This window comes from Hymenobacter frigidus, from assembly GCF_014640435.1.
GTDB lineage: Bacteria > Bacteroidota > Bacteroidia > Cytophagales > Hymenobacteraceae > Hymenobacter > Hymenobacter frigidus.
In genome coordinates, this window is the sequence record NZ_BMGY01000009.1 from 105,618 (window position 1) to 129,025 (window position 23,408).

A 23,408-nucleotide genomic window follows, 5' to 3' on the forward strand; every position below is an offset into this window, starting at 1 on the left:
ATGGATATGATTAAATGGCGTGCCCGGCTTACCTCACCCCCCGGCCCCCTCTCCCGCGGAGAGGGGGAGCCTAACGCAAGCATCGTAGAACTCTCCCCCTCTCCTGCGGAGAGGGGGCCGGGGGGTGAGGTTACGCCGCGCCGCCTGGCAACCCTAGTTGCCCTGCTCCTGCTCTCCTCCTGCTCGGGCCTCAAGTATGTCCCCGAAGGCCAGCGGCTCTACACGGGCAGCAAGGTGATTATCAAGTCGCCGGAAAAGAATAAGAACCAGTCGGCGCTGCAAGCGGAGCTGGAATCAGTGCTGCGGCCTAAGCCTAATGGGGCCATACTGGGGCAGCGGCCCAAGCTGTATTTCTGGCACCTGGGCCAGGGCAAAACCAAGGGCCTGGGCAAGTTTATGGCCGACAAGTTTGGGGAAGCGCCGGTGCTGCTGAAGAACGTGAAAATCAGCGCCACCAGCGGGCTCATCACCAATCGGCTCTACAACAACGGCTTTTTTAAGGCGGTGGTGACCAACGAGGTGGTTACGCAGGAAAGAACGGCCCAGGTGAATTACACCGCCAATACGGGCAAGGTGTACACCATTAAGGAAATCAATTTTCCCGTGGGCGACACGCTGATAAACGCGGCCGTGCGCGCCACCCAGGCCGGCACGCTGCTCCAGGTAGGCGAGCCGTACAATCTGAACACCTTCACGGCTGAGCGGGTGCGGATTGACAACGTGCTGAAAAACGAGGGCTACTTCTACTTCTCGCCGCAGTACCTGCTTTTTCAGGTTGACAGCACGCTGAATCACCAGGCCAACGTGTATGTGCGGGTGAAGCCTACCACGCCCGCCAAGGCCAGCCGCCCCTACTGGCTCAACCAGGTGAGCCTGAACACCAGCTACATCCTGACCGATACCGTTACGCGGCAGCCGGTGCTGTATAAGAAATACCGCTATTTCCCCGACGAGAAGGTCTTCAAGGCCAAGGCCATCACCAACGCCACGTTCCTGTATCCGGACAGCCTGTTTCGGCGGCGGCGGCGCGACCAGACCATCAGCCGCCTGATGAGTTTGAACACGTTCAAGTTCGTGGAAATCCGGCTGAAGCCGTCGGCGGCCGGCGACTCGGCCGGCCGCGCCCGCCTCGATGTCGACGTGCTGATGACCCAGCTCAAAAAGAAAAGCCTGCGGGCCGACTTGCAGCTCGTGCAGAAGAGCAACGGCTTCACCGGACCGGGCCTCACGGTGTCGTTTCGCAACCGCTCGGCCCTGCGCGGCGGCGAGCAGCTGCTGCTCAACGCCGTGGCCTCGACCGAAACCCAGACCGGCAGCGGCAGCGGGGCCCTGGGCCTCACCAGCTACGAGCTGGGCCTGAACGGGCAGCTGCTGTTTCCGCGCCTAGTGGTGCCCAAGCTGCCCCTGCTCAACCCGCGCCTGCCCAACTCCGACTTCCAGCCGCGCACCACGCTTGGGGCCGGTGTGCGGGCCGTGACCCGCGCCAGCTACTTCACGCAGTACTTCTTCAACCTGAACTACGGCTACACCTTCAAAACCAAGATTACCAACGAGCAGGAAGTTCGCCCCATCGATATCACCTACGTCAGCTTCACGCCCACGCCGGTGTTCGATGCGTTGCTGCGCGAGCGGCCGTTTTTGCGCAGCGCGTTTCAGCAGCAGTTCATTCTGGCCAGCGCCTACCGCTACACCTACAACCAGCAGGTGCTGGAGCAGCGCCGCCAGCAGATTTATTTCAGCGGGCAGGTGGAGGGCAGCGGCAATCTGGCCCAGGGCCTGGTGAGCAGCAGCGGCGGCACCAAAAACGCCAATGGCCGCTACACCATCGCCGGCCAGGAATACAGCCAGTACCTGAAGCTCGATTTGGAGCTGCGCGAGTACTACCGCCTCAGCCAGAACCCCGCCAAGGGCAACCGCATTGTGGCCCGCCTGCAGGCCGGCGTGGGCCTGCCCTACGGCAATTCCAACGTGCTACCCTACCCCAAGCAGTACGGCATTGGCGGGCCCAACAGCATCCGGGCCTTCGCCGCCCGCGGTATTGGCCCCGGCACCTATCGCCCCGTCTCGAACCAGGAAAATATCAACAGCTTCTACGACCAGGTGGGCGATATCCGCCTCGAAGGCAACCTCGAATACCGTCAGGACCTGGTGCCCTACCTCAAAGGAGCCGTATTCGTGGATGCCGGCAACATTTGGCTGGCCAACGACGACCCTTCCCGCCCCGGCGGTAAGTTCAGCGCCGGCACCTTTCTCAGCCAGCTGGCCGTGGGGGCCGGCGTGGGTCTGCGCGTCGACGTGCAGTTCTTCGTTATTCGCTTCGACTACGCCTTCCCGCTCCAGGCCCCGTATGGCACGCCCGAAAGCAGCGCTGGTCGGTTCAACCTGGCCATCGGGTATCCGTTCTAAAGAGTCGGTTGAGGTTAAATGAAAAACGGTCATTTAAGTCTGTAATCATCGTATTATCGGCATCCGCTCGAACGGCCGCTCCCGGTCGAACTGGTACCGGTACGTGGCGTGGGTTTTCACGATGCTGGCCCCGATGGAGCGGATGGTAACCAACATGCGGGGGTTAAAATCACCAATCCAGTTCATTTCCAGGTCGGCGTAGCCGGCGTCGAGGAACGTCCGGCGGGCGTAGACCAGCATGGCCGCGTCCACGCCCTTACCCTGGTACTCGGGCACCACGCCGTAGATGATGCCGAACATGCGCTTGTCGCGCCGCTGCATGTAGCGCCACTGCTCCCACAGAAACCGGATTTTACCGACCAAATTGAGCCGCCGGCCAATGTGCCGGAAAATCTGATTCAATTCGGGCAGGCTCATGAAGAAGGCCACCGGCTCAGCGCCGCGGTAGGCAAACCAGAGCAGGCGCTCGTCCACTACGGGCTTCATCTCGCGCGCCATGTTGCGGGCCTGGTCCATCGTCATGGGCTTCACGCCGGAGTGCTTGGCCCAGGCCAGGTTATATACGTGGTGAAAATCGGCGGCCAGCTTCTCTCCATCCTGCTTGCGGGCATGGGCAAAGCGGAATTCGCCCGCGTGCTGCTCGGTGCGCTTCGCGAAGCTGGCGTGTAGCGGCGCCGTGATGGTGCGGTAGCAGGTGTATTGCTTGAAGTAAAGTTGAAACCCGTACTCCTCAAACAGCCGCTGGTAGTAGGGCGGGTGCCAGAACATGCCGTAGTTGGGCGGGCGGTCGAACCCATCGATGAGCAGGCCCCAGAATTTCTCGCGCCCGCCGAAGTTGACGGGGCCATCCATGGCCTGCATGCCGCGCAGGGCCAGCCACTTCCGCCCCGCGTCGAATAGCTGGTTGGCCGCCGACTGGTCCTCCGTGCACTCAAAAAAGCCCAGGCCGCCGGTGGGCAGGTCGGGGTTCTGCACGTCCACCGCGTCGCGGTCGAGAAACGCCGCCACCCGGCCAATGACCACGCCCGCTGCGTCGGTGAACACCCAGCGCACGACTTCGCCATTGGTTAGCAGGGGGTTTTTGGCAGGGTCGAACACGGCTTCCACCTCGTTTTCGAGCGGGCCAATGTAGTTGGGCTCTGCCCGGTGCAGGCGGGCCGGCAACTCAATAAACTGGCGCGCCAGGCGGGCATCGGCTACTTCAAGCAAGGGCATGGGCAGGGGGGCAATAAGGACAGCTTCGCAACCGGCTTAACGATGGAAAGGCTCGGCGGAACCACAAAGAAAAACCCGGGCCGCCATTCGGGGCTCCGGCTCAGCATCGTGAAGCACGAAACAAGGCGCGGAAACGCCTCGCCAAAACCCCAAAACGCAGGAGCGCAGCCCCGCAAAGAGGCGCTGCGCCACTGGCAAATTGCCGGATGCATCGCCGCAGCCTTCTTTATATTAGATAATATTATTACTTTGGCAACAATATATTTAGTCACTCACCCAGCCTTTTACCATTTTTTACCCGAAGCCACTGCCAAACCTATAAGCAGGAGAACAGTCTGGCCGGCCGGGCGCACCAGCGGCCGCGCTATTATCCCGGCTGCCCGCCGCCCCTGCGTCATCCGCTATTTATATTACACACATACAGCGCTTTCCATTTCCTTGTATGAGAATGATTTGTGAGCTGCTAACGTGGTGGTTGAGCTTGGTGCCCGCAACCGGGCCACCTCAGTCTACGGCCCGAATAGATAGCCTGCAGCAACAGCTGGCCACCTCCGCCCCCGATACGGGCCGTGTGCTGCTACTGACCCAGCTGGCCTACGAGTACACCCAAATCACTCCCCTGGCCGCCATTGCCTATGGCAAGCAGGCCCTGCAGCTGGCGCAACGACTGCACTACCGGCGGGGCGAAAGTCTGGCCCTTATTCGGCTGGGGTCTGGGTTTCGGGAAGCCGGCAACTACCCGGCGGCCCTGCAAGTGGGCCTGCACGGCTTACGGCTGGCCGAAGAGCTGCGTGAGCCGGAGCTCATTGGGCGCGGGCTGAATGCGCTGGGCTACCTCAACTGGGAGCAGGGCAACAGCCGCACCGCGCTGGCCTATTTTTTCCGAGCCAAAGCAGTAGCCGAAAAAAGCAAGAATACCAAGCTCCTGACCCGCGTGATGGGCAACATTGGCAATGCCTACCAACAGTTGCACCGCCTCGATTCGGCGGTGCTGTTCTCCCGGCGAGGCTACGAGCTTGACCTGGCCAACAACGACCTGGTGAGCGAAGTGGGCGACGCGGCCATGCTGGGCAATATTTACTCCGGCATGGGCCGCCCCGACCTGGCCCGGCAGTTTTACCGCGGCAGCATCCGCCGGGCGCAGGGCCAGCGCATCACCTTTGCGCTGTGCCGCGCCTACCTGGGCCAGGCCCGCCTCTGGCAGCAGGAAGCCGGGGCCCGCGCCGACTCCACCATATACTTCGGGCGGCAGGCACTACGGGTCGGGCAGCAAAGCAACTACCCCAAAGGCGTGCTCGAAGCCAGCCAGTTTCTGGCGGCGGCATTTGCCGCCCGGCAAGACAGCGCCGCGGCCTTCCGCTATCTGGCGCTGGCCAGCGCCACCCGCGACAGCCTGTTTAGCCAGACCAAGATGACCCAGCTGCAGGCCCTGGATGTGAACGAGCGGCTGCGCCAACGCGAGCTGGCCGAGCAGCAAGCCCAAGCCACCCACGAGCGCCGCCAGCTTTGGCTGCTGGCCGCCTTGGCCAGCGCCGTGCCGGCCCTGCTGCTGCTGTGGCGCAACAACCGCCACAAGCAGCTTGCCAACCAACAGCTTAATGCCCAAAACGCCCAGATTGCCCGGCAGCGCGACGACCTGAGCAACGCCCTCACCCACAGCTCAAAGACACGCAGACCCAGCTGGTGCAGAGCGAAAAGACGGCCTTTCTGGGCGAGCTCACGGCGGGTATTGCCCACGAGCTGCAAAATCCGCTGGCCTTCATGAAAAACTTTGCCGAGGTGAGCACCTTGCTGGTCGACGATATTGCCGGCGATGCCCCCCGCCCGTCCCGCGACGCCGACCAGGAGTTTTTACTGGCCGGCCTCAAGCAAAACCTGCAGGAAATCAGCCAGCACGGCCAGCGGGCTACCACCATTATTGCCGGCATGCTGGCCCGCTCCCGCAACAGCAGCACGCCCCAGGCCCTGACCAATCTCAACGCCTTGGTGGAGGAATACTTCCGGCTGGCCTATCAGGGCCTGCGCGCCAAGGACCCCACATTCCACGCCCTGCGCACGGCCCGGCTGGCCCCCGAGCTGGGGCTGGTGCCCGCCGTAGCCCCCGAGCTGGGACGGGTGCTGCTCAACCTGTTCACCAATGCGTTTTACGCCGTGCAGCAGCGGGCCAAAACGGACGCGGCTGGTTACCGGCCCGAAGTGCGGGCCTCAACGCAACGGCTGACGGCCAACTCCGTCGAAATCAAAATTTACGACAACGGCACTGGCGTTCCGGAGTCTGTGCGGCAAGACATTTTCAAACCCTTCTTCACCACCAAGCCCACCACCGAAGGCACCGGGCTGGGCCTGTCGCTCTCGTACGATATTGTAACCCAGTGCCACCACGGCACTCTCACGGTCGATTCCCAGGAAGGAGTATTTACTGAATTTACGATTTGCCTGCCGGGCTAAGTTTGCCGCCGGCCAACCCCGGAACTGCTCTATTGGTAAAATTATTCTTATCTGATTCCCAATAAGCCTTCTTCCTGCCGCGCCGCGCCGCCCGCCAGAGCGGTTGAGTAGCCGTACCCACGCAATGCGCGGTTGGCCTGAAACTGCCCCAACACAAAGCAAAACGGACACTCCTGGCGGCCCTCTCCGGTGCCCGCAACCCGGCTGGCCCCCTCAATCCCCTGCCCTATCCGACATCGTGGGTGCGTATGAAAAACGCCCGCTTCGGCCGTGTCCAGTAGTTCAGAATGGAAAGGAAAGGAGGAAGCCATGGCATGATTAACATTTTTTATAAATATAGTAATAAAGTATTAACTTTCACTATTCCGAGTAATTTATTTCCCATCATAATGAATACCCGCATCCAAGGACATGGTTCCAGGGCTTTTATCCGGCGCATCAGTTGTGCTGCAGCTGGCAATGGCACAGCCAGCTGCCGCTACGGCAACTCCCGAAACTGCTGTAGCGGCGGCCCTTAGGGCTTGCTGGTGAAATCCATGTGCTGAATGCGCACGGCGTTGAGAATGGCCAGCAGCGCCACGCCCACGTCGGCAAACACGGCTTCCCACATGGTGGCCAGGCCCCCGGCCCCGAGGGCCAGCACGATGGCCTTCACCAGGAAAGCCAGCCAGATATTTTGCCACACCACGCGGTGGGTGGCGCGGGCAATGCGGCGGGCAGTAGCAATTTTGCTGGGATGGTCGGTTTGGATGACCACATCCGCCGTTTCGATGGTAGCGTCGGAGCCCAGGCCGCCCATGGCAATGCCCACATCGGCCAGGGCCACCACGGGCGCGTCGTTCACGCCATCGCCCACGAAGGCCAGCTTGCGGCCTTCAGCCAGGTATTGCTGCACGTAGCGGGCCTTGTCTTCGGGCAGCAGGCCGCCGTGGGCTTCGCTGATGCCCAACTCCTTGGCCACGCGCTGGGTGATGCTGTCCTTGTCGCCGGAAAGCATGACCAGCCTGGTGATGCCGTCGGCCCGGAGCTCCTGGATGGCGCGGGCGGCATCCTCCTTGGGCGCGTCGGCCACGGTGAGGTAGCCGGCGTAGCGGCCGTCGATGGCCGCTACCACGATGCTGTCCAGTACCTGGTCGACTTCGGGCGGGTAGGCCACGTCGAACCTGGCGAGGAGCTTGGCGTTGCCGACCAGCACGTCGCGGCCTTCCACCTTGCCGCGCAGGCCGTGGCCGGCTATTTCCTCCACGCTTTCGACGGGCACCCCCGCCGTGGCCGCGCCCACGTGGGCCACCACCGCTTTGGCGATGGGGTGCGTGGACTTGGCTTCGAGCGCCCCGACCAGGCGGAGCAGCTGCGCGGCCTCGGTGCCGGGGGCGGGCTGCACCTGCCGCACGGCAAACACGCCCTGGGTGAGTGTGCCGGTTTTGTCCATCACCACCGTATCAATTTCGCGCAGCACGTCAAGAAAGTTGGAGCCTTTGAACAGGATACCCGCCTTGGAAGCGGCCCCAATGCCCCCGAAGTAGCCCAGGGGAATGCTGATAACCAACGCGCACGGGCAGGAAATCACCAAAAACACCAGCGCCCGGTAGAGCCAGGTGCGAAACACGTAGTCATCGACCACGAAGTAGGGCACCAGCACGAGCAGTACCGCCAGCGCCACCACGATGGGCGTGTAGACCCGGGCAAACTTGGTGATGAACTGCTGGGTTTTGGCCTTGCGGCCCACGGCGTTCTGCACCATGGCCAGGATTTTTGAGAGCTTGGTGTCCTGAAAAGCCGCCGTGACGGTGACTTGTACCAGACTTTCCTGGTTAATCATGCCGGCCAGCACCACCTCGCCGGGCTGCTTGGTTTGGGGGACCGACTCGCCGGTGAGCGCGGCTGTGTTGAAGCTGGCCGGGGCGGTGTTCAGGGTGCCGTCGAGGGCGACTTTTTCGCCGGGCCGGATTTCGAGCACGTCGCCGACCTGCACCACTTTGGGGTCGAGCACCAGGCTCTGGCCGCCGCGCAGCACCGTGACTTCGGTGGCCTGAATTTCGAGCAGGGCGCGGATGCTGCGCTTGGCCCGGTTCACGGCGGCGTCCTGAAACAGCTCGCCCACGGTGTAGAACAGCATCACGGCCACGCCCTCCGGGTATTCGCCAATGGCAAAAGCCCCAATCGTGGCAATGCTCATCAGCAAAAATTCGTTGAAGATATTGCCGCTGGGAATGCTCAGCACGGCGGCTTTGATGACTTTCCAGCCCACCAGCGCAAAAGCCAGCCCGTACCAGGCCAGCCGCACGTAGGCAGTGAAAAAGTCGGCTTTGTAATAATCCAGCGCGAGGCCCGCCAATAGCAGTGCCAAGCTGATGCCCGGCACCAGGTAGGGATTGTCGCCGGCGGGGCCGTGGTCATGGTCATGGTCATGGTCGTGCGAGTGGCCGGCGTGGTCATGGCCGGGCACATCGTGGCCCTGGGGAGCGGCGGCGGCCGCGGGCGTGAGCTGGGCGCGGGTGAGGGCTCCCACGTTTTCGGGCTGCACCTGCTTGGCCGTGTTCAGCGCTTCGTTGGTATCGTCGGATGAAGGGTTCGGCATGACTACGGAAGGCAAAGCACAAACAAAAAAAGGACGCAAATTGCTCAGGCGCGGGGCCAAAACAGGATAATGCCGATGCCCAAGAAGCAGACCACCCCACCAATAATATCAAAACGGTCGGGACGAAACCCATCAAAGTACCAGGCCCACGCGATAGACATGACGATAAACACGCCCCCGTATACGGCGTAGGTCTTGCCAAAAGAGGTGGGTTGCCAGGTAGCCACCCACCCGTAGAGCATCAGCAGTACGGCCCCGGCCGCGCCCATCCAGCCGGGTCGGTCGGCCTTTAGCCACTGCCACATCAGGTAACCACCGCCTATTTCGCAAAGGCCCGCCAGAAAAAAGACCAGCAAAGGTTTCAGAATTGGGAACATGGCGGCAAAAAAATATGGTGGCAAACCCGGGCACTAATGCGGTTACTCTTCCTCAGCGTTTTTGAGCTTGCCCAGCAACGAATAGGCGCCCTCCGTTACCACGCGCAGCGCCGGGCCCTGCTCGGCGGCGGGCAGGTGCACTTCGGTGTAGCCGTCCTCGTTCACGCCCCGCGTCACGGGCACCATGCGGTAGGTAGCGGCACCAGCCTTGGTGACTGAGTCGGCAGTTACGAAAATGTAGGCCTGCGCGCCGAACTGCACCACCGCCTTTTCGGGCAGCGTGGGCACGGTCACGCGGTTGGTTTCGATAACGGCCCGCACGAAGGTGCCGGGTAGCAGCTGCTCGTCTTCGCGGTCGAGGTGGGCGTGCACGCGCACGGTGCGCTCGTCGCTGATGGTTTTGCTGATGAGGTAGACGTGGGCGGTGCGCTCCTGGCCCACCGAGTCGTTGCCGAGCGAAAAGCGAATGAGCTGGTTTTTCCTGACCTGCGGAATATCCCGCTCAAACACCGTCAGCTCGACGTGCAGGTGCTCGGGGTTCACAATTTCAAACAGCACATCGGTGGGTGTCACGCTCTGCCCGATACTCACGTTCACCGCCTTCACAAAGCCGCTTTTGGGCGCGCGCAACGTGGCCGTGCTCACCATAGCGCCCCCGATGGGCAGGCCGGCCAGGCGCAAGCGGGCGGCCTGGGCATTGGTTTTCACTTGCAGAGCTTCGTATTCGGCCTGGGCGCGCTGGTAGTTTTTCTGGGGCGCTACTTCCTGCCGGTACAGCTCGCCCTGCCGCTCGTACTCGGCTTTGGCAAATTTGAGCTGGCTGCGGGTTTCCTGATAATCCTGCTGCAGCTGCACAAAATCGGGGTTGCGGATGGTGGCCAGCACCTGCCCTTTGCGCACCCGCGAGCCTTGCAACAAATCGGTGCGGGCGATAAACCCGCCCATTGGCGCACTCACGGACACGAGGTTTTCCGGGGGCACATCGAGCACGCCATTGACTTTAAGGCCGCCGCTCATGGGCCGCTGGGTAAAGGTGCCGAGGCGAATGCCGCCCTGCTGCTGCTCGTCCGCCGTGAGCGTGACGCGGTCAGGGGCACCGTTTTCGGCCGCTTCTTTAGGGGCAGAAGCTTCGGGAGTTCCTTTTTTATCGGCAGAATCTTCCTTTTTGCCGCAGCCAGCTAGCAGGCTAACCAGTAAAAAGGCGGTTGCTAAGTATCGCATAGTTGATTTTCTGAGGGTGGAAAGCCGGGTGGTAGCGCAAGGGCTACTCGCTGCCCAGGAGGTATTCCAGCTCGATGACGGTCTGGTTGTGCAGCAGCAGCGTGTCGAGGTAGTCGAGGCGCAGGCGGCGGGCGCGCTCCAGGTTGAGCAGGTATTCGGAGTAGCCGGTTTCGCCCGCCTTGTAGGCCAGCGTAGACAGGCGCGTAATGACCACCGCCTGCGGCAGGGCCGTGGCCTGGAAATAGGCCAGGCGCTGCTGCTGCTCGGCGCGGCGGGCCAGTAGTTCATCCAGCCGGCCCGCCAGCTGGGCGCGGTACCGGTCGTAGCCCGCCTGGGCCACCTGCTCCTGCAGGCGGGCGGCCTGCACCCGGGCTTTTTGCGGCTGCCGCCACAGCGGCACGGCCACGCCGGCCTGCACAGCCTGAAAGCGCGAGTCGCTGCCAAAGTAGCGCTCGGTGCCCACGCCATCGAGCCGCTGGTAGCCGATAATGCTTTGATTCAGATAGCCCACCGTGAACTCCGGCAGGCCCGCCGCCTGGACCACGCGGGTTTCGGCGCGGCGCTCGGCCACTTGCTGGGCCAGCACCCGCGCCTGGGGATTGGCGCGCTGGAGCAGCGTATCAGCCCCGGCGGGCGCGGCAGAATCGGCCGGCGAGGCCGCGCCCAGCAGCGCCAGGGGGCGCAGCAGGCTGTCGGCCACGGCCACCGCAGCGGGCACCTGCAGCAAGGCTTGCAGCTGGCGCCGGGCCACCCGGAAATCGGTGCGGGCGGCCAGCAGCTGGGTCCGTATTTCGCCCTGCTGCACCAGCGCCGTAGCCGGTTCGAGACGGGCGGCTTCCCCAGTTTTGAAGCGCAGGTTGGCCGCGCGCAGAAACTCGGAATACACGCTGTCCTGCCCGCGCAGCACCCGCAGGCGGTGGCGGGCGTGCACGGCCTGCTCGTAGCTCAAACGCACCTGGCGACGTAATTCGGCCTGCACCTGCTGCAGCTGCGCCTGCTGGCCGGCAATGCGGGCATCGGCCAGGCCGGCCGCGCTGCGGTACACGCCGGGCAACACCAGCGCCTGCGTGACGCTGAACTGCGTATCGCGGTTTTGCGAATTGTACTGGCCGTAGCTGCCCGTAACGATGGTGCGACCGAAGTCGTAGGCAGCCCGGCGCACGGCCTGCTGGGCTTCAATTGCGCGGGTGCCGGCCAGCACGGTGCCATTGGTTTGCAGGGCCTGGGTCACGGCCTGGGGCGCGGTGAGCGGAGTCTGGGCGTGGGTGAGCAGCGGCAGCAGAAGCAGTAGGAGCAAGCCGGCCAGCGTAACCTCACGAGACCCCTCCGGGGCCCGCCCCCCCTCTCCCGCGGAGAGGGGGGAGCCGGTCATGCGCGGTTTTGAATCGTCTGGCTCCCCCCTCTCCGCGGGAGAGGGGGGCCGGGGGGGTGAGGTCCGCCGTTCGCTCAAAGTATAGAGCACGGGCAGCACCAGCAGCGTGAGCAGGGTGGCCGACACCAGCCCGCCAATGACCACCGTAGCCAAGGGTCGCTGCACTTCGGCCCCGGCTGAGGTAGCCAGCGCCATGGGCAGGAAGCCGAGCGAGGCCACGGTGGCCGTCATCAGCACGGGCCGCAGGCGCACCTCGGTGCCGCGCATAATGCGTTCGGTGAGGTCCGTGATGCCTTCGGATTTGAGCTGGTTGAAGTAGCCAATGAGCACGATGCCGTTGAGTACGGCCACCCCAAACAGGGCGATGAAGCCTACACCGGCCGAAATACTGAACGGCATGTCCCGCAGCCACAAAGCCGCCACCCCGCCAATGGCCGAGAGCGGAATAGCCGTAAAAATCAGCACCGACTGCTTCAGGGAGCGGAAGGTGAAAAAGAGGAGCACAAAGATGAGCAGCAGCGCCACCGGCACGGCAATACTCAGCCGCTCGGTGGCCTGACGCAGGTTTTCGAACTGGCCGCCGTAGGTGGTGTAGTAGCCGGGGGCCAACTTCAGCTGGCGGTCCAGCTTGCTTTGCAGCTCTTCCACCACGGTTTGCACGTCGCGGCCCCGCACGTTGAAGGCCACCGTGATGCGGCGCTTGGCGTCGTCGCGCTGAATCTGGTTGGGGCCTTCGCGCAGCTCCACATTGGCCACCTGCTCCAGGGGCACCTGCCGGCCGTTGGGCGCGGCCACAAAGAGGCGGCGCACGCTGTTGATGTCCTTGCGCAGGTCGGAGCGCAGGCGCAGCACCAGGTCGAAGCGGCGTTCCTGCTCGAATATCTGGCCGGCGGTTTCACCGGCGAAGGCCGTTTGCACGGTGCGGTTCACGTCGGCCACGTTCAGGCCGAACTGCGCGAGGCGGTTACGGTCCAGCGTCACCACAATTTGCGGCAGGCCGGTCACTTGTTCCACGTACACGTCCTCGGCCCCTTTCACCTGGCGGGCCAACCGGCCGGCTTGCTGGGCATAATCGGCTAGCTGCTGCAGGTCTTCGCCGTAAATTTTGAGTACGACGTCCTGCTTCGCTCCCGAAATCAACTCATTGAACCGCATCTGAATGGGCTGCTGAAAGCTGAACGTCACGCCCGGAATCACGCTCACGGCAGCGGCCATCTTATCGGCCAGTTCCTCGCGGGAGCCAGCCGAGGTCCAGTCTTTCTGGTCCTTGAGAATGATTATCAAATCGCCCGCTTCCACGGGCATGGGGTCGGTCGGAATTTCACTAGACCCGATTTTGCCCACCACTTTTTTCACCTCCGGAAACTGCCGCTTGAGAATGCCCGCTGCCTGCTGGCTTTTCTCAATGGTATAGCTAAGTGACGAACCCGTGAGCGTGCGCATCTCCACGGCAAAGTCGCCTTCGGTGAGTTGCGGAATAAACTCGCCGCCCAGCGTGCGGAACAGGAAAAAGGCCCCCACCAGCAGGCCCCCGGCCGCCGTCAGCACCAGCGCCTGGTGGCGGAGCGCGCCCTTCAGCAATGGGTGATAAAGGCGGGTAAAAAAGGCCATCATCCGGTCAGAAAAGTTCTTTTTTACTGCGGTGGAGCGGCTTAGGGCCAGCGCCGACATCATGGGCACGTAGGTGAGTGAGAGAATAAAAGCCCCCAGAATGGCGAAGGCCACGGTTTCGGCCATGGGCCGGAACATCTTGCCCTCGATGCCGGCCAGGGCCAGCAGCGGCAGGTACACAATCAGAATAATGATTTCGCCGAACGCCGCCGACGAGCGGATATTAGAAGCCGCCTGGTAGGTTTCGTCGTTCATCTCCTCCGCGGTAAGCTGGCCGCCGGCCGCGTGGCCCGGCGCGTGCCCGCCGTGCAGCCGGTGCACAATGGCCTCCACGATGATGACCGCGCCGTCCACAATCAGCCCGAAGTCGATGGCCCCCAGACTCATCAGGTTACCCGACACGCCGAACAGGCGCATCATGCTCACGGCAAACAGCATGGCCAGCGGAATCACCGAAGCCACCACCAAACCGGCCCGCCAGTTGCCCAGAAACAGCACCAGCACGAAAATCACAATCAGCGCGCCCTCCAGCAGGTTCTTGGTGACGGTGCTGATGGCCCGGCCCACGAGAGCGGAGCGGTCCAGAAAAGGCTCTACGGTCACGCCCTCCGGCAAGGTTTTGCGGATGGTGGCCATGCGCGTCTTCACGTCCTTGATGACTTCGGCGGCATTGGCCCCTTTGAGCATGAGCACCAGCCCGCCGGTGACCTCGCCCTGGTTGTTCAGGGTCATGGCCCCGTAGCGCACGGCGGCCCCCAGGCGCACTTCGGCCACGTCGCGCACCAAAATGGGCAAGCCCGCGGAGGTACTCCGAACGACGATGTTGCCGATATCGGCCGGCGAATTGGCCAACCCTTCGGTGCGGATGAAGGCGGCCGTGGGGTTCTGGTCGAGGTAGGCCCCGCCGGCGTTCTGGTTGTTGGCGGCCACGGCCTGGAATACCTCATTTATCGTCACGCCCAGCGAGCGTAGCCGCTCCGGGTCCAGGGCCACTTCGTACTGCTTCAGGAAGCCGCCGAAGGAGCTGACGTCGGCCACGCCGGGCGTGCCCAGCAGCTGGCGGCGCACAATCCAGTCCTGAATGGTGCGCAGCTCGGTGGCGTTGTAGCGCTTTTCGTAGCCGGGCTTGGCCCGCACCAGGTACTGGTAAATCTCGCCCAGGCCGGTGGTAACCGGGGCCAACTCAGGGCGGCCAGAGCCGGCCGGAATCCGGCTTTCAGCTTCCTTAAGCCGCTCGCCCACCTGCTGGCGGGCCCAGTAAATATCAATATTATCCTCGAAGACGATGGTGACCACCGAGAGGCCAAAGCGCGAAAACGAGCGCACTTCGACCTGGCCGGGTATGGTGGCCATGCTCTGCTCCACAGGGAAGGAAACGAGCCGCTCAATATCCGGCGCGGCCAGCGACGGGGCCACCGTGTACACGATAACCTGGTTGCTGGTAATGTCGGGCAGGGCGTCAATCGGGAGCCGACTGAGCGAGTAGCCGCCCCAGGCCACCAGGGCCAGCGTCAGCAGCCCGATAATGAGCTTGTTGTGAATGGAAAAATGAATCAGCCGGTCGAACATGAAGCCGCTTTAGTAAAAACCCTAACCAAGAAAGAAGCCGGTCGGCGGCGGTTGGGTCTGAATTGAAACCCGTACACAAGCGCCGATGCCCGTACTCCGCGCGTCGTGGAGCCCGTCGGCAAGACCGGAAAAGCGCGGAAGGAGTTTAGGCCCGGGGTGGCTGCCAGCAGGGATTCGAAACGCCCGTGGGGGCCCTGGCGGCGTAGTCCACTAGCTGCGCACCGGCCGGAACCAGGGCGGGTAGCGGCGTCAGGAACACCACGGCGGGCGTAGTCCAGGCCACGAGTACGTTCGAGCAGTCGTGGGCGTGGTGGAAGGGCAGTGACTGGTGCTTTTGGTCGTTTCCGTGGTCGTCGTGGCTGTGGTTCTGGCCGGCGTAGTGGTCGAGCAGAAAATCCAGCAGCGAGCTGTCGTGATGAGCCTGCTCGTGGTGGTCGCGCAGGGCCAGCGACTCCGTTAGCTCGTGCGCGTCCACATTCGGCGGCAAGCACGAGAGCAGGCCGAAATACACGGAGAACAGGAGATGGAGGAAGCGCATCCGGGGCAAAAGTACACTTGCCACGACAAGTAGTTACCCTAGAACGGCACCACCACCTTCACGCCCACGTTGCGGCCGGGGTTGTAGATGCCCGAACGGCCGTTGGAGATAGCGGCGTAATATTCGAAATACTTCAGGCGGTTGAGGTGGGCCTGGTAAGCGGTGTCGAACACGTTATCGACCTGCACAAACAGCTGGGCCACTGAGCGACCAGCGCGGCTGGTGAATGTAGTGCCGGCCCCTAATCCCAGAAGCGCATAGCCGGCCGTGACGGTTTCGGTGTTATCCAGGGCGTAGAAACGGTTTTGGCGGGCGCTGCCGTCCACGGTGGCGCGGAAGTAGGTGCCCGTGAGGCGGCCCTTGCCGGCGGGCAGGGTGGCGCGCAGCTCGCTGCGGGCCCGCAGCGGCGGAATCAGGGGCAGGTAGCGGCCGGCGGTACCCTGGGTTTCGCGCAGCGTGGCGTCAGCGTTTTCGCCGTTTACTAGGGCCACGCTGCTGTTCCAGGCCAGCCAGGGCAGGGCGGCGGGGCGCAGGTTCAGGCTGGCTTCAAGGCCGTAGAGGCGGGCGGCGGCCTGCTGAAACTGGTAGGTGGTGTTGCCCGGCACCACCACCACCGGCTGGCCCGCGTCATCGAGCAGGCGGGCCTGGTAGATGAAAGCCTGCACGTAGTTGTGGAACACCTCCACGCTCACGTCGAGCGTGGGCTGGTGCCAGAGCACGCCCACGTCCTGCTGCCAGCTAAACTCCGGCTCGAAGCCGCGGTTGCCGAGGTACACGATGTGGGCGCCGGGGTCGAGGCCGTTGGAGCCGATTTCGGGGATATTGGGGGCGCGGTAGCCGCGGGCTAGGTTGGCGCGCAGCGTGAGGCGCTCGGTGGCCACGTAGCTCGCGCCCAGGCTGGCCGATACGCCCCGGTAGCGCCGCCGAAACGCGGGAAACTGCAGCGTCCCGCCCGCCGCCCCGGCCGCCGCCCGGCCGTCGAAACCCGTGGCGGGGTTCGGGGCCACGTGGAAGTCGTTCCAGTTCACCAAGCGCGTGTCGTAGCGCAGGCCGCCGCTCACCTCCAGCTTGCCCAGGGGCTTCTTGAGCAGCAGGAAGCCGCCCGCGTCCAGCAGGTCGTAGTTCGGAATGGGGAAGTCGGTGGCATTCTGATGGCGGTTCAGCTGGCCCATGCCGTTGCTGCCCACGCTCGTTTGCAGGCCTTTCCAATCGGGCAGGTGGTAGCGCACGTCGTAGGTGTAGGTGGTCAGGTTCAGGGCCAGGCCGGGCTGGGCGGGTGCGGTGGGGTGGTTGAATTCCTCGCGGCGGTTCTGCTGCACGCCCAGTAGCAGGTGCAGCTCGCCGCCGCCCAGGTGCACCTGCGTTTTGGTGAACACCCGGTAGTGCCGGATGCGCTGGTGCAGCGGGCCGATGGCGTAATCGCGCAGCTCCCGGTCGCTCACCAGCGGCCGGTTCTTGATGTCGTCCTGGCCATTCTCCAACACCTGCCGGGTGAAGCGCCGGCTTAGCGAGTCGCGGCTGCCATCCGGAATCTCCTGTTGGTTGTCGTAGAGCGTGAGGTACCAGTGCGAGCTGCCCCAAGCCTTATTCACGCCAGCCATGCCCGTGAGCGTCAGCTCCCGAAAGCCGGTGTTGTACACCGCGCCGTCCACGCTATTGCGGTAGTCGCGGGCCAGGCGGTGGCTGGCCCGGAAGCTGGTCTGGAACCCGTTTTTTTGGTAGTTCAGGCCCAGCGAGTTGCCCATTAGGCCGTTGTTCGACTGGTATTCGGCCAGGGTTTCGCCGCGCAGCTGGCCTTCGGGGCCGCTGGGCAGGCCGGGCAGCAGGTTCACCACGCCGGCCACGGCGTCGGAGCCGTAGAGCAGGCTGGCGGGGCCTTTCACTACTTCCACCCGCTCGATATCGTAGCCGTCCACTTCCACGCCGTGCTCGTCGCCCCACTGCTGGCCCTCCTGGCGCAGGCCGTTATACATGGTCAGCACCCGGTTGTAGCCCAGGCCCCGAATGAAGGGCTTCGACACGTTGGGGCCGGTGGTGACGGCGCTCAGGCCCGGAATACCACGCACGGCCGCGTCGATGACGTTGGTGTTGGCATTCAGGCTGATTTCGCGGCGGTTCAGAGTGGCGATGGGCACGGGGCTGCGCCGGATTTCGGTGGCCCGGCTCACGCCCGTCACCACCACTTCCTGCAGTTCAGCGGGCACGGCAGCCAGCACAAACGACACGTTCAGGGTCTGGCCTTCGCTCAGGTTTTCATCGCGGGTGGCATTGGCGTAGCCCACCGCGCTGGCCACGGCCCGCACGGTGCCGGCCGGCACCTCGGCCACCCGGAATGCGCCGGTGGCATCGGCCGTGGCCCCCAGTCCGGCGGCGGGCAGCACGATGCTGGCAAACGGCACGGGCCGCTGCTGCGTGTCACGCACAGTACCCGTAAGGGTGCCGGTCTGGGCCAGCAGCGCCTGCGGCAGCACCAGTAATAGTAGGATAAGTTTCATGGCAGGAGACTTCAAAAACCAACGGCTGAAAGAGCCCGGCCCACGCTTCAATAGCGGATAAAAGGACAGCCGAAGCAAGGCGACTCGGCTGGATTGCTTCGCCGGCTCAATAGGCGAGCCGCTGGGGCATAGTGCTTGTTTCAGCTAGTCGAAAAAGGTCTGGAACAGCAGGTAAACGTTCAGGGCGATGATGATGCCCGACACTAGCCAAGCAGTAATCCTGACGACTGCACTATTGGCAAACACCCCCATCTTGGCCCGGCTGCTGGTGAACAGCACCAGCGGCACCACCGCGAAACTGAGTTGAAAGGACAGAATAACCTGGCTCAGCACCAGCAGCTGGCCGGCCCCTTTTTCGCCATATAGCAGAATGACAACCAAGGCCGGCACCACGGCAATGCTGCGGGTGAGCAGGCGGCGCAGCCACGGCCGGAGCTGGATATTGAGGAAGCCCTCCATCACAATCTGGCCGGCCAGCGTGCCCGTCAGCGTAGAATTTTGGCCGGAAGCCAGCAGGGCCACGGCAAAGAGCGTACTGGCGGCCCCGGCCCCAAGCACGGGCGTGAGCAGCTTGTGGGCGTCGTTAATATCGGCCACCTCGTACATACCACCCTTGTGGAAGGTGGCGGCGGCCGTAACCAGAATGGCGGCATTCACGAAAAACGCCAGAAACAGCGCCACCGTGGAGTCGATGGTAGCAAACTTGATGGCCATGCGCTTGCCGGCTTCGGTCTGCTCAATCTGGCGCGTCTGCACGATACTCGAGTGCAGGTACAGGTTGTGGGGCATCACGGTAGCGCCCAGAATACCGATGGCGATGTAAAGCATCTGCGGGTTGGTCACCACTTCGGGCCGGGGCACCAAGCCGCCGAGCATGGCGTAGTAGTCAGGATTCGAAACGATGATTTCGTAGACAAAGCAGCCGAAGATGATAACGATGAGGCCGGCCACGATGCTTTCAATCACCCGAAAACCCTTGTTTTGGAAGTAAAGCACCACCAGCACATCCAGCACGGTGAGCACCACGCCCCAGGTAAGCGGCAGGCCAAAAAGCAGGTTTAGCGCAATGGCCGAGCCGATGACTTCGGCCAGGTCGCAGGCGGCGATGGCCACCTCGCACAAAAACCACAGCACCATGGCCACGGGCTTGGAGTAGTGGTCGCGGCAGGCCTGGGCCAGGTCGCGCCCCGATACGATGCCCAGCTTGGCCGCCAGGTGCTGCAGCAGCATGGCGAATAAGTTGGAAATCAGAATGACCGAGAGCAGCGTGTAGCCGTAGCGCGAGCCCCCGGCCAGGTCGGTGGCCCAGTTGCCGGGGTCCATGTAGCCCACGGCCACCATCAGCCCCGGTCCCCAGAAGGCAAACATTTTGCGCCAGAACGAGGCGCTAGCGGGCGGCACCTTGATGGTGCCAAACACCTCCCGTAGCGACGGGGCCGTGCGCGGGTGGCGCCAGCCGGCTTCGGGTTGAGGAACGGGGGTGCCAGCCGCTTCGGGTGGAGGCGCGGGAGAAGCAACTAGAGGAAACATCGCCAAGGGTACTGAATGATGCTGCAAGGTAACTAAATTTAGGCTGCCCTAAAAATTATTTTAAGCCGCCCTAATTACAGGTTTCGTCAACAAATTGTTGCCAATCATGAAAAAGTATTGCCTCCGCCGACCCGTACGCGGTTTACCACGGGCCGCACGCGGTTTTTCGTTGGCGCAAGCGGCCGCTCATCCTTTGCGGATGCGGCCCACCGTTCGACAACCGCACGGACGCGCTGGGCTCACCCTCACGTTGGACCAAGCCACCGTCCTGATTTTCATCATACTCCCGCCCGCCCGCCTGTTTTATCTTTAGCTGCCAGGCAGTGGGCCGGCCCACTGCCTGGGGTGCCAACCAACAACGGAAGCCATGCATTCTTCCTTACTGTATGATTTGCTGGTCATTCTGCTGCTTTCGGTGGGAGTGACCCTGCTCTTTATGCGGCTCCGGCTGCCTTCCATCATCGGGTTTTTGGTGACCGGAATGCTGGCCGGGCCATATGCGCTGGGACTGGTGAAAATGCCCACCAAGGTCGACCAGGTGGCCGAACTGGGCGTTATCCTGCTCATGTTCACCATCGGGCTGGAGTTTTCGATGCAGAGTTTGGCGCGCATCCGGCGGGCGGTTTTTCTGGGGGGCACGCTGCAAGTGGCGCTCACGGTGCTGGCCGTGGCGGTGCTGGCCCTGGCGGCCGGCACCACGCTGAGCACGGCCGTATTCTGGGGGTTCCTGCTCTCGCTCAGCAGCACGGCCATTGTGCTCAAGCTGATGCAGGAGCGCATGGAAGTGGAGTCCGTGCACGGCCAAATCGTGCTGGCCATCCTGCTTTTTCAGGACCTGGTGGTGGTGCCCATGATGCTGCTGGTGCCCCTGCTGAGCGGGCAGGCCACCGGCAGCCCCCTACTGGCCATAGGCCTGATGCTACTCAAAATTCTGGGCGTGCTGGCCGTGGTGGTCCTCGGAGCGCGGTACCTGATGCCCCGGCTGCTGCTGGCCGTAGCCCGCACCCGCAGCCGCGAGCTATTCTTGCTCACCATCATCGGCACGTGCCTGGGGGTCGCCTTTCTCACCGAAAAAGCGGGGCTTTCGATGGCGTTGGGGGCTTTTTTGGCGGGCCTCATCATCTCCGAGTCCGAGTACAGCCACGAGGCGGTGAGCAACGTGCTGCCGTTCCGCGAGATTTTTGCCAGCTTCTTTTTCGTGTCCATCGGCATGCTTTTCGACGTGCACGTGCTGCTGGCCCACCCGCTCCAAATCCTGTTCCTCACGCTGGGCGTGATGGCGCTCAAAATGCTGCTCACGCCATTTGCCACCGTGTTTTTGCGCGCACCCGTGGGCGAAACCCTGTTGGCCGGACTGGCCCTGGCGCAGGTCGGCGAGTTTTCGTTCGTACTCTCGCGGGCGGGCTTGCAGGCGGGCCTCATCTCCCCCGACAGCTACCAGCTATTCCTGGCTATTTCCGTGCTCACCATGTGCTTCACGCCCCTGGTGATGGCGGGGGGGCGCCCCTTTGTGGCCTGGCTGATGCGCCTGCCGTTGCCGTTGCGCCTCGAGCAGCACCTGCACGCCCACAACGGGGCGGCCCCGCCGGCCATCCCCGCCCCAGACAGCCCCCTCTCCGACCACCTGGTGGTGATGGGCTTCGGCCTGAACGGCCGCTACGTGGTACGGGCCGCCAAATTTGCCAACCTCGCCCACATCATCGTCGAAGCCGATGCCGACAAAGTACACCGCGCCCTGAAGCGCGGCGAGCACATCGTGTACGGCGACGTCACCCACGAGCACGTGCTGGCGCACCTGGGCGTGGCCCGCGCCCGGGTGGTGGTGATGGCCATCTCCGACCCCGCCGCCACGCTGCGGGCCGTCGTTACCGTTCGGCGGCTCAATCCCAAAACCTGTATTCTGGTGCGCAGCCGCTACGTGTACGAGCGCAAAAACCTGTACCACGCGGGCGCTACCGAGGTGATTTCACAAGAGCAGGAAACTTCCATGGAAGTGTTGGCCCACGTACTGGCCCGCTTTCTGGTGCCGCTCACCGATATTGAAAAGCTTATCACCGAGCTGCGGCGGGGCACCCACGCCATGCTGCGCCCCCACTCGCTCACCCCCGCCACGTGGTCGGCCATGCACGTAGGCCTACCCGATGTCGAGCTGGCCACCGTGCCCGTCGAGTCCAACCTACAAACCAGCCTGGCCGGAAAACGCCTGTGTGAGGCCGAGGTGCAGCAGCGCTTCGGCCTCAGCCTGCTGGCCATCCGCCGCAACGGCCTGATGCTGGATGAACTCACGGGCGACACCATTATTGAGCTCCACGACATGCTTTACGTGTTTGGCAAGCCCGCCCAGGTAGAGCATCTGGTGCACGAAATGCAGCCCACCGAGACTTGAAACCTGCGGGCCGCTACTCCCCCAACGCAGGCACCAAACGGCCCGCTCGTTGCGGTTCAGAATAGCGGCCCTGGGTTCCTGCACCAATGCACAACCACCCATCTGAGCCAAGCCCCTGACAAGATGTTCAGACAAAAAAACAGCCACTCAGCAATTAAGCTGAGTGGCTGATAATAATGGTGGGAAGTAAAGGATTCGAACCTTCGACCTCTGGCGTGTGAAGCAAGCGCTCTAAACCAACTGAGCTAACCTCCCAAGTAAAAGAGCAAGGCGTGAGCCATGCCTGTGTAAACCGAATTGTAAACCAAAAATAAAATAGCCACTTGGTGTTACGCCTAAGTGCCTGTTTTTCAATGTGGGGAATACTGGGTTCGAACCAGTGACCCTCTGCTTGTAAGGCAGATGCTCTGAACCAGCTGAGCTAATCCCCCGTCTGCATGTTCCCGTTTGGGATTGCAAAGATGGCGGGTCTTTTTGGAAATGCCAAACATGTCACCGAATTAATACCTGAATCCCCGGTTAATTGGGGCCTTTTTTTGCAGCAACAAATTCATTTTCAGACCCGGAAATTTTTAATTTTTTTCTGCCAAAGCATTGCGAATAATGTGCTCAATGGCCCAGCAACGTAATCGGACCGGCCACGTTAAGGAGCAAAAACAACAACTCTCGCCATAATTTTCCTCCAACCATGGACACACAACTTCTCCAGAACTATTCCGAAGCAGAAAAAACCGCTTACCTCAGTGCCATTGCCAGCCTGGCTACTGCCGACCGGCAGGCCTCCGGAGCCGAAGGACAGTTCCTGCAGGCCCTGGCGCAGCAGGCGGGCCTATCGGGTGGAGCTACCCAGCAAGTACTGGCCGCCGCCCAGGATGCCAGCAACCAAAGCATTCAGCAGCACCTCGACGTGCTTAAAGGCAGCGACCTGCGCTTTTCCCTGGTTACCGACCTCATCAGCTTTGCGCGGGCCGATGGCGCTTACGCCAACGACGAAGAGGCCATGATTGGCAAGATGTCGCAGTACCTCGGCATCAACGCCGAACAGCAACACACCCTGGAAACCGTAGTGGACCAAGCCGCCACCGTAGCCCACGACCCGCAAGACCCGGGCAAACAGGGTTTCCTAAGCGGCATCGGTGATAAGCTGTCCAGCGTGGGTATTCCCAAGGGCGCGCTCATGGCAGGCCTGCTGGGCGTGGTGGCTCCTATGGTCATCTCCCGCGTGATGGGCGGTGGCCAGCGCCAGGACACGAACCCCGGCGGTGGCCTGATGGGGGGCAGCATGGGCGGCCTGCTCGGCGGCGCGGCCAACAGCGGCCTGGGCGGCTTGCTGGGTGGCTTGCTGGGCGGCGGCATGCTCGGCGGGCTGCTGGGCGGTGGCAACTCGGGGGCAGAAAGCATGCCCCAACAGGGCTCGGCCATCGGTAGCGGCGGTCTGGGCTCGATGATGTCGATTCTGGGCGGCTTGGGCGGCCGGCCCAACTCGCAGCCGGCCAGTGCCGGCGGCGGCGGTTTGGGCGGCTTGCTCGGCGGCGGCATGGGCAGCCTGCTCGGCGGCCTCTTCGGCGGGCGCTAGTTCGCTCCTTCGCAACACCCACATTCCGCTGTAAAACAAGAAGAGGCCGCTCATTGGGCGGCCTCTTCTTAGTTGCGGGTGGC

At 63.0% G+C, this 23,408-nt stretch carries 14 protein-coding genes and 2 tRNA genes; 6 read left to right on the plus strand and 10 right to left on the minus strand.

All coding sequences use genetic code 11. The features are described from left to right. Positions 1–6 precede the first annotated feature (6 nt). Positions 7–2,406: a translocation and assembly module lipoprotein TamL gene (gene tamL / locus IEW17_RS07060; RefSeq protein ID WP_188561335.1), complete on the plus strand. Its 2,400-nt coding sequence runs from the start codon at positions 7–9 to the stop codon at positions 2,404–2,406. Between the two features lie 45 nt (positions 2,407–2,451). Here tamL and IEW17_RS07065 read toward each other — a convergent pair whose 3' ends face one another. Further along, positions 2,452–3,621: a hypothetical protein gene (locus IEW17_RS07065; RefSeq protein WP_188561336.1), complete on the minus strand. Its 1,170-nt coding sequence runs from the start codon at positions 3,619–3,621 to the stop codon at positions 2,452–2,454. Positions 3,622–4,063: 442 nt separating this feature from the next. Here IEW17_RS07065 and IEW17_RS07070 point away from each other — a divergent pair, with 442 nt between their 5' ends. After that, positions 4,064–5,386 carry a tetratricopeptide repeat protein gene (locus tag IEW17_RS07070; RefSeq protein ID WP_188561337.1) on the plus strand — a complete coding sequence of 441 codons (1,323 nt, stop codon included), beginning with the start codon at positions 4,064–4,066 and terminating at the stop codon, positions 5,384–5,386. Beyond that, complete coding sequence (locus tag IEW17_RS07075; RefSeq protein WP_229748856.1) at positions 5,383–6,069, plus strand: sensor histidine kinase; 687 nt, start codon at positions 5,383–5,385, stop codon at positions 6,067–6,069. The genes IEW17_RS07070 and IEW17_RS07075 overlap by 4 nt, the downstream gene beginning before the upstream one ends. A gap of 514 nt (positions 6,070–6,583) precedes the next feature. Here IEW17_RS07075 and IEW17_RS07080 read toward each other — a convergent pair. From IEW17_RS07080 to IEW17_RS07110, 7 genes are all read right to left on the minus strand, one after another. Continuing rightward, positions 6,584–8,650 carry a heavy metal translocating P-type ATPase gene (locus IEW17_RS07080; protein ID WP_188561339.1) on the minus strand — a complete coding sequence of 689 codons (2,067 nt, stop codon included), beginning with the start codon at positions 8,648–8,650 and terminating at the stop codon, positions 6,584–6,586. Between the two features lie 44 nt (positions 8,651–8,694). Next, entirely contained in the window at positions 8,695–9,027 is a 333-nt protein-coding gene (locus tag IEW17_RS07085) for a YnfA family protein (RefSeq protein ID WP_188561340.1), read from the minus strand. A gap of 42 nt (positions 9,028–9,069) precedes the next feature. After that, positions 9,070–10,248 carry an efflux RND transporter periplasmic adaptor subunit gene (locus tag IEW17_RS07090; RefSeq protein WP_188561341.1) on the minus strand — a complete coding sequence of 393 codons (1,179 nt, stop codon included), beginning with the start codon at positions 10,246–10,248 and terminating at the stop codon, positions 9,070–9,072. A gap of 43 nt (positions 10,249–10,291) precedes the next feature. Further along, positions 10,292–14,800, minus strand: coding sequence for a CusA/CzcA family heavy metal efflux RND transporter (locus IEW17_RS07095; protein ID WP_188561342.1), 4,509 nt, complete (start codon positions 14,798–14,800; stop codon positions 10,292–10,294). A 145-nt stretch (positions 14,801–14,945) separates the two neighbouring features. Next, on the minus strand, positions 14,946–15,338 hold the full coding sequence (locus IEW17_RS07100; RefSeq protein ID WP_188561343.1) for a hypothetical protein: 393 nt from the start codon (positions 15,336–15,338) through the stop codon (positions 14,946–14,948). A 38-nt stretch (positions 15,339–15,376) separates the two neighbouring features. Next, complete coding sequence (locus tag IEW17_RS07105; RefSeq protein WP_188561344.1) at positions 15,377–17,833, minus strand: TonB-dependent receptor; 2,457 nt, start codon at positions 17,831–17,833, stop codon at positions 15,377–15,379. 144 nt (positions 17,834–17,977) lie between these two features. Beyond that, a complete protein-coding gene (locus tag IEW17_RS07110) occupies positions 17,978–19,363 on the minus strand; it encodes an Nramp family divalent metal transporter (protein ID WP_188561345.1) in 1,386 nt (461 codons plus the stop codon). Positions 19,364–19,730: 367 nt separating this feature from the next. Between IEW17_RS07110 and IEW17_RS07115 the strand changes: the two genes are divergently transcribed. Further along, entirely contained in the window at positions 19,731–21,749 is a 2,019-nt protein-coding gene (locus IEW17_RS07115) for a monovalent cation:proton antiporter family protein (protein WP_188561346.1), read from the plus strand. Between the two features lie 177 nt (positions 21,750–21,926). Here IEW17_RS07115 and IEW17_RS07120 read toward each other — a convergent pair. Both IEW17_RS07120 and IEW17_RS07125 read right to left on the minus strand, forming a co-directional pair. Further along, positions 21,927–22,004: transfer RNA gene (locus IEW17_RS07120), tRNA-Val, on the minus strand. Between the two features lie 101 nt (positions 22,005–22,105). Continuing rightward, positions 22,106–22,180: transfer RNA gene (locus IEW17_RS07125), tRNA-Val, on the minus strand. A gap of 6 nt (positions 22,181–22,186) precedes the next feature. Here IEW17_RS07125 and IEW17_RS20840 point away from each other — a divergent pair. Further along, the gene (locus IEW17_RS20840) at positions 22,187–22,378 is read left to right on the plus strand and encodes a hypothetical protein (RefSeq protein ID WP_229748857.1); all 192 of its coding nucleotides are present in this window, start codon (positions 22,187–22,189) and stop codon (positions 22,376–22,378) included. A gap of 59 nt (positions 22,379–22,437) precedes the next feature. Next, the gene (locus IEW17_RS21235; protein ID WP_188561347.1) at positions 22,438–23,325 is read left to right on the plus strand and encodes a TerB family tellurite resistance protein; all 888 of its coding nucleotides are present in this window, start codon (positions 22,438–22,440) and stop codon (positions 23,323–23,325) included. Positions 23,326–23,408 lie beyond the last annotated feature (83 nt).

Coding starts and splice junctions, on each gene's coding strand:
- IEW17_RS20840 (WP_229748857.1), top strand. CDS start 22,187: ATGTTCCCGTTTGGGATTGCAAAGATGGCGGGTCTTTTTGGAAATGCC.
- IEW17_RS07105 (WP_188561344.1), bottom strand. CDS start 17,833: ATGAAACTTATCCTACTATTACTGGTGCTGCCGCAGGCGCTGCTGGCC.
- IEW17_RS07110 (WP_188561345.1), bottom strand. CDS start 19,363: ATGTTTCCTCTAGTTGCTTCTCCCGCGCCTCCACCCGAAGCGGCTGGC.
- IEW17_RS07075 (WP_229748856.1), top strand. CDS start 5,383: ATGAAAAACTTTGCCGAGGTGAGCACCTTGCTGGTCGACGATATTGCC.
- IEW17_RS07090 (WP_188561341.1), bottom strand. CDS start 10,248: ATGCGATACTTAGCAACCGCCTTTTTACTGGTTAGCCTGCTAGCTGGC.
- IEW17_RS21235 (WP_188561347.1), top strand. CDS start 22,438: ATGGACACACAACTTCTCCAGAACTATTCCGAAGCAGAAAAAACCGCT.
- IEW17_RS07085 (WP_188561340.1), bottom strand. CDS start 9,027: ATGTTCCCAATTCTGAAACCTTTGCTGGTCTTTTTTCTGGCGGGCCTT.
- IEW17_RS07095 (WP_188561342.1), bottom strand. CDS start 14,800: ATGTTCGACCGGCTGATTCATTTTTCCATTCACAACAAGCTCATTATC.
- IEW17_RS07065 (WP_188561336.1), bottom strand. CDS start 3,621: ATGCCCTTGCTTGAAGTAGCCGATGCCCGCCTGGCGCGCCAGTTTATT.
- IEW17_RS07080 (WP_188561339.1), bottom strand. CDS start 8,650: ATGCCGAACCCTTCATCCGACGATACCAACGAAGCGCTGAACACGGCC.
- IEW17_RS07070 (WP_188561337.1), top strand. CDS start 4,064: ATGAGAATGATTTGTGAGCTGCTAACGTGGTGGTTGAGCTTGGTGCCC.
- tamL (WP_188561335.1), top strand. CDS start 7: ATGATTAAATGGCGTGCCCGGCTTACCTCACCCCCCGGCCCCCTCTCC.
- IEW17_RS07100 (WP_188561343.1), bottom strand. CDS start 15,338: ATGCGCTTCCTCCATCTCCTGTTCTCCGTGTATTTCGGCCTGCTCTCG.
- IEW17_RS07115 (WP_188561346.1), top strand. CDS start 19,731: ATGCATTCTTCCTTACTGTATGATTTGCTGGTCATTCTGCTGCTTTCG.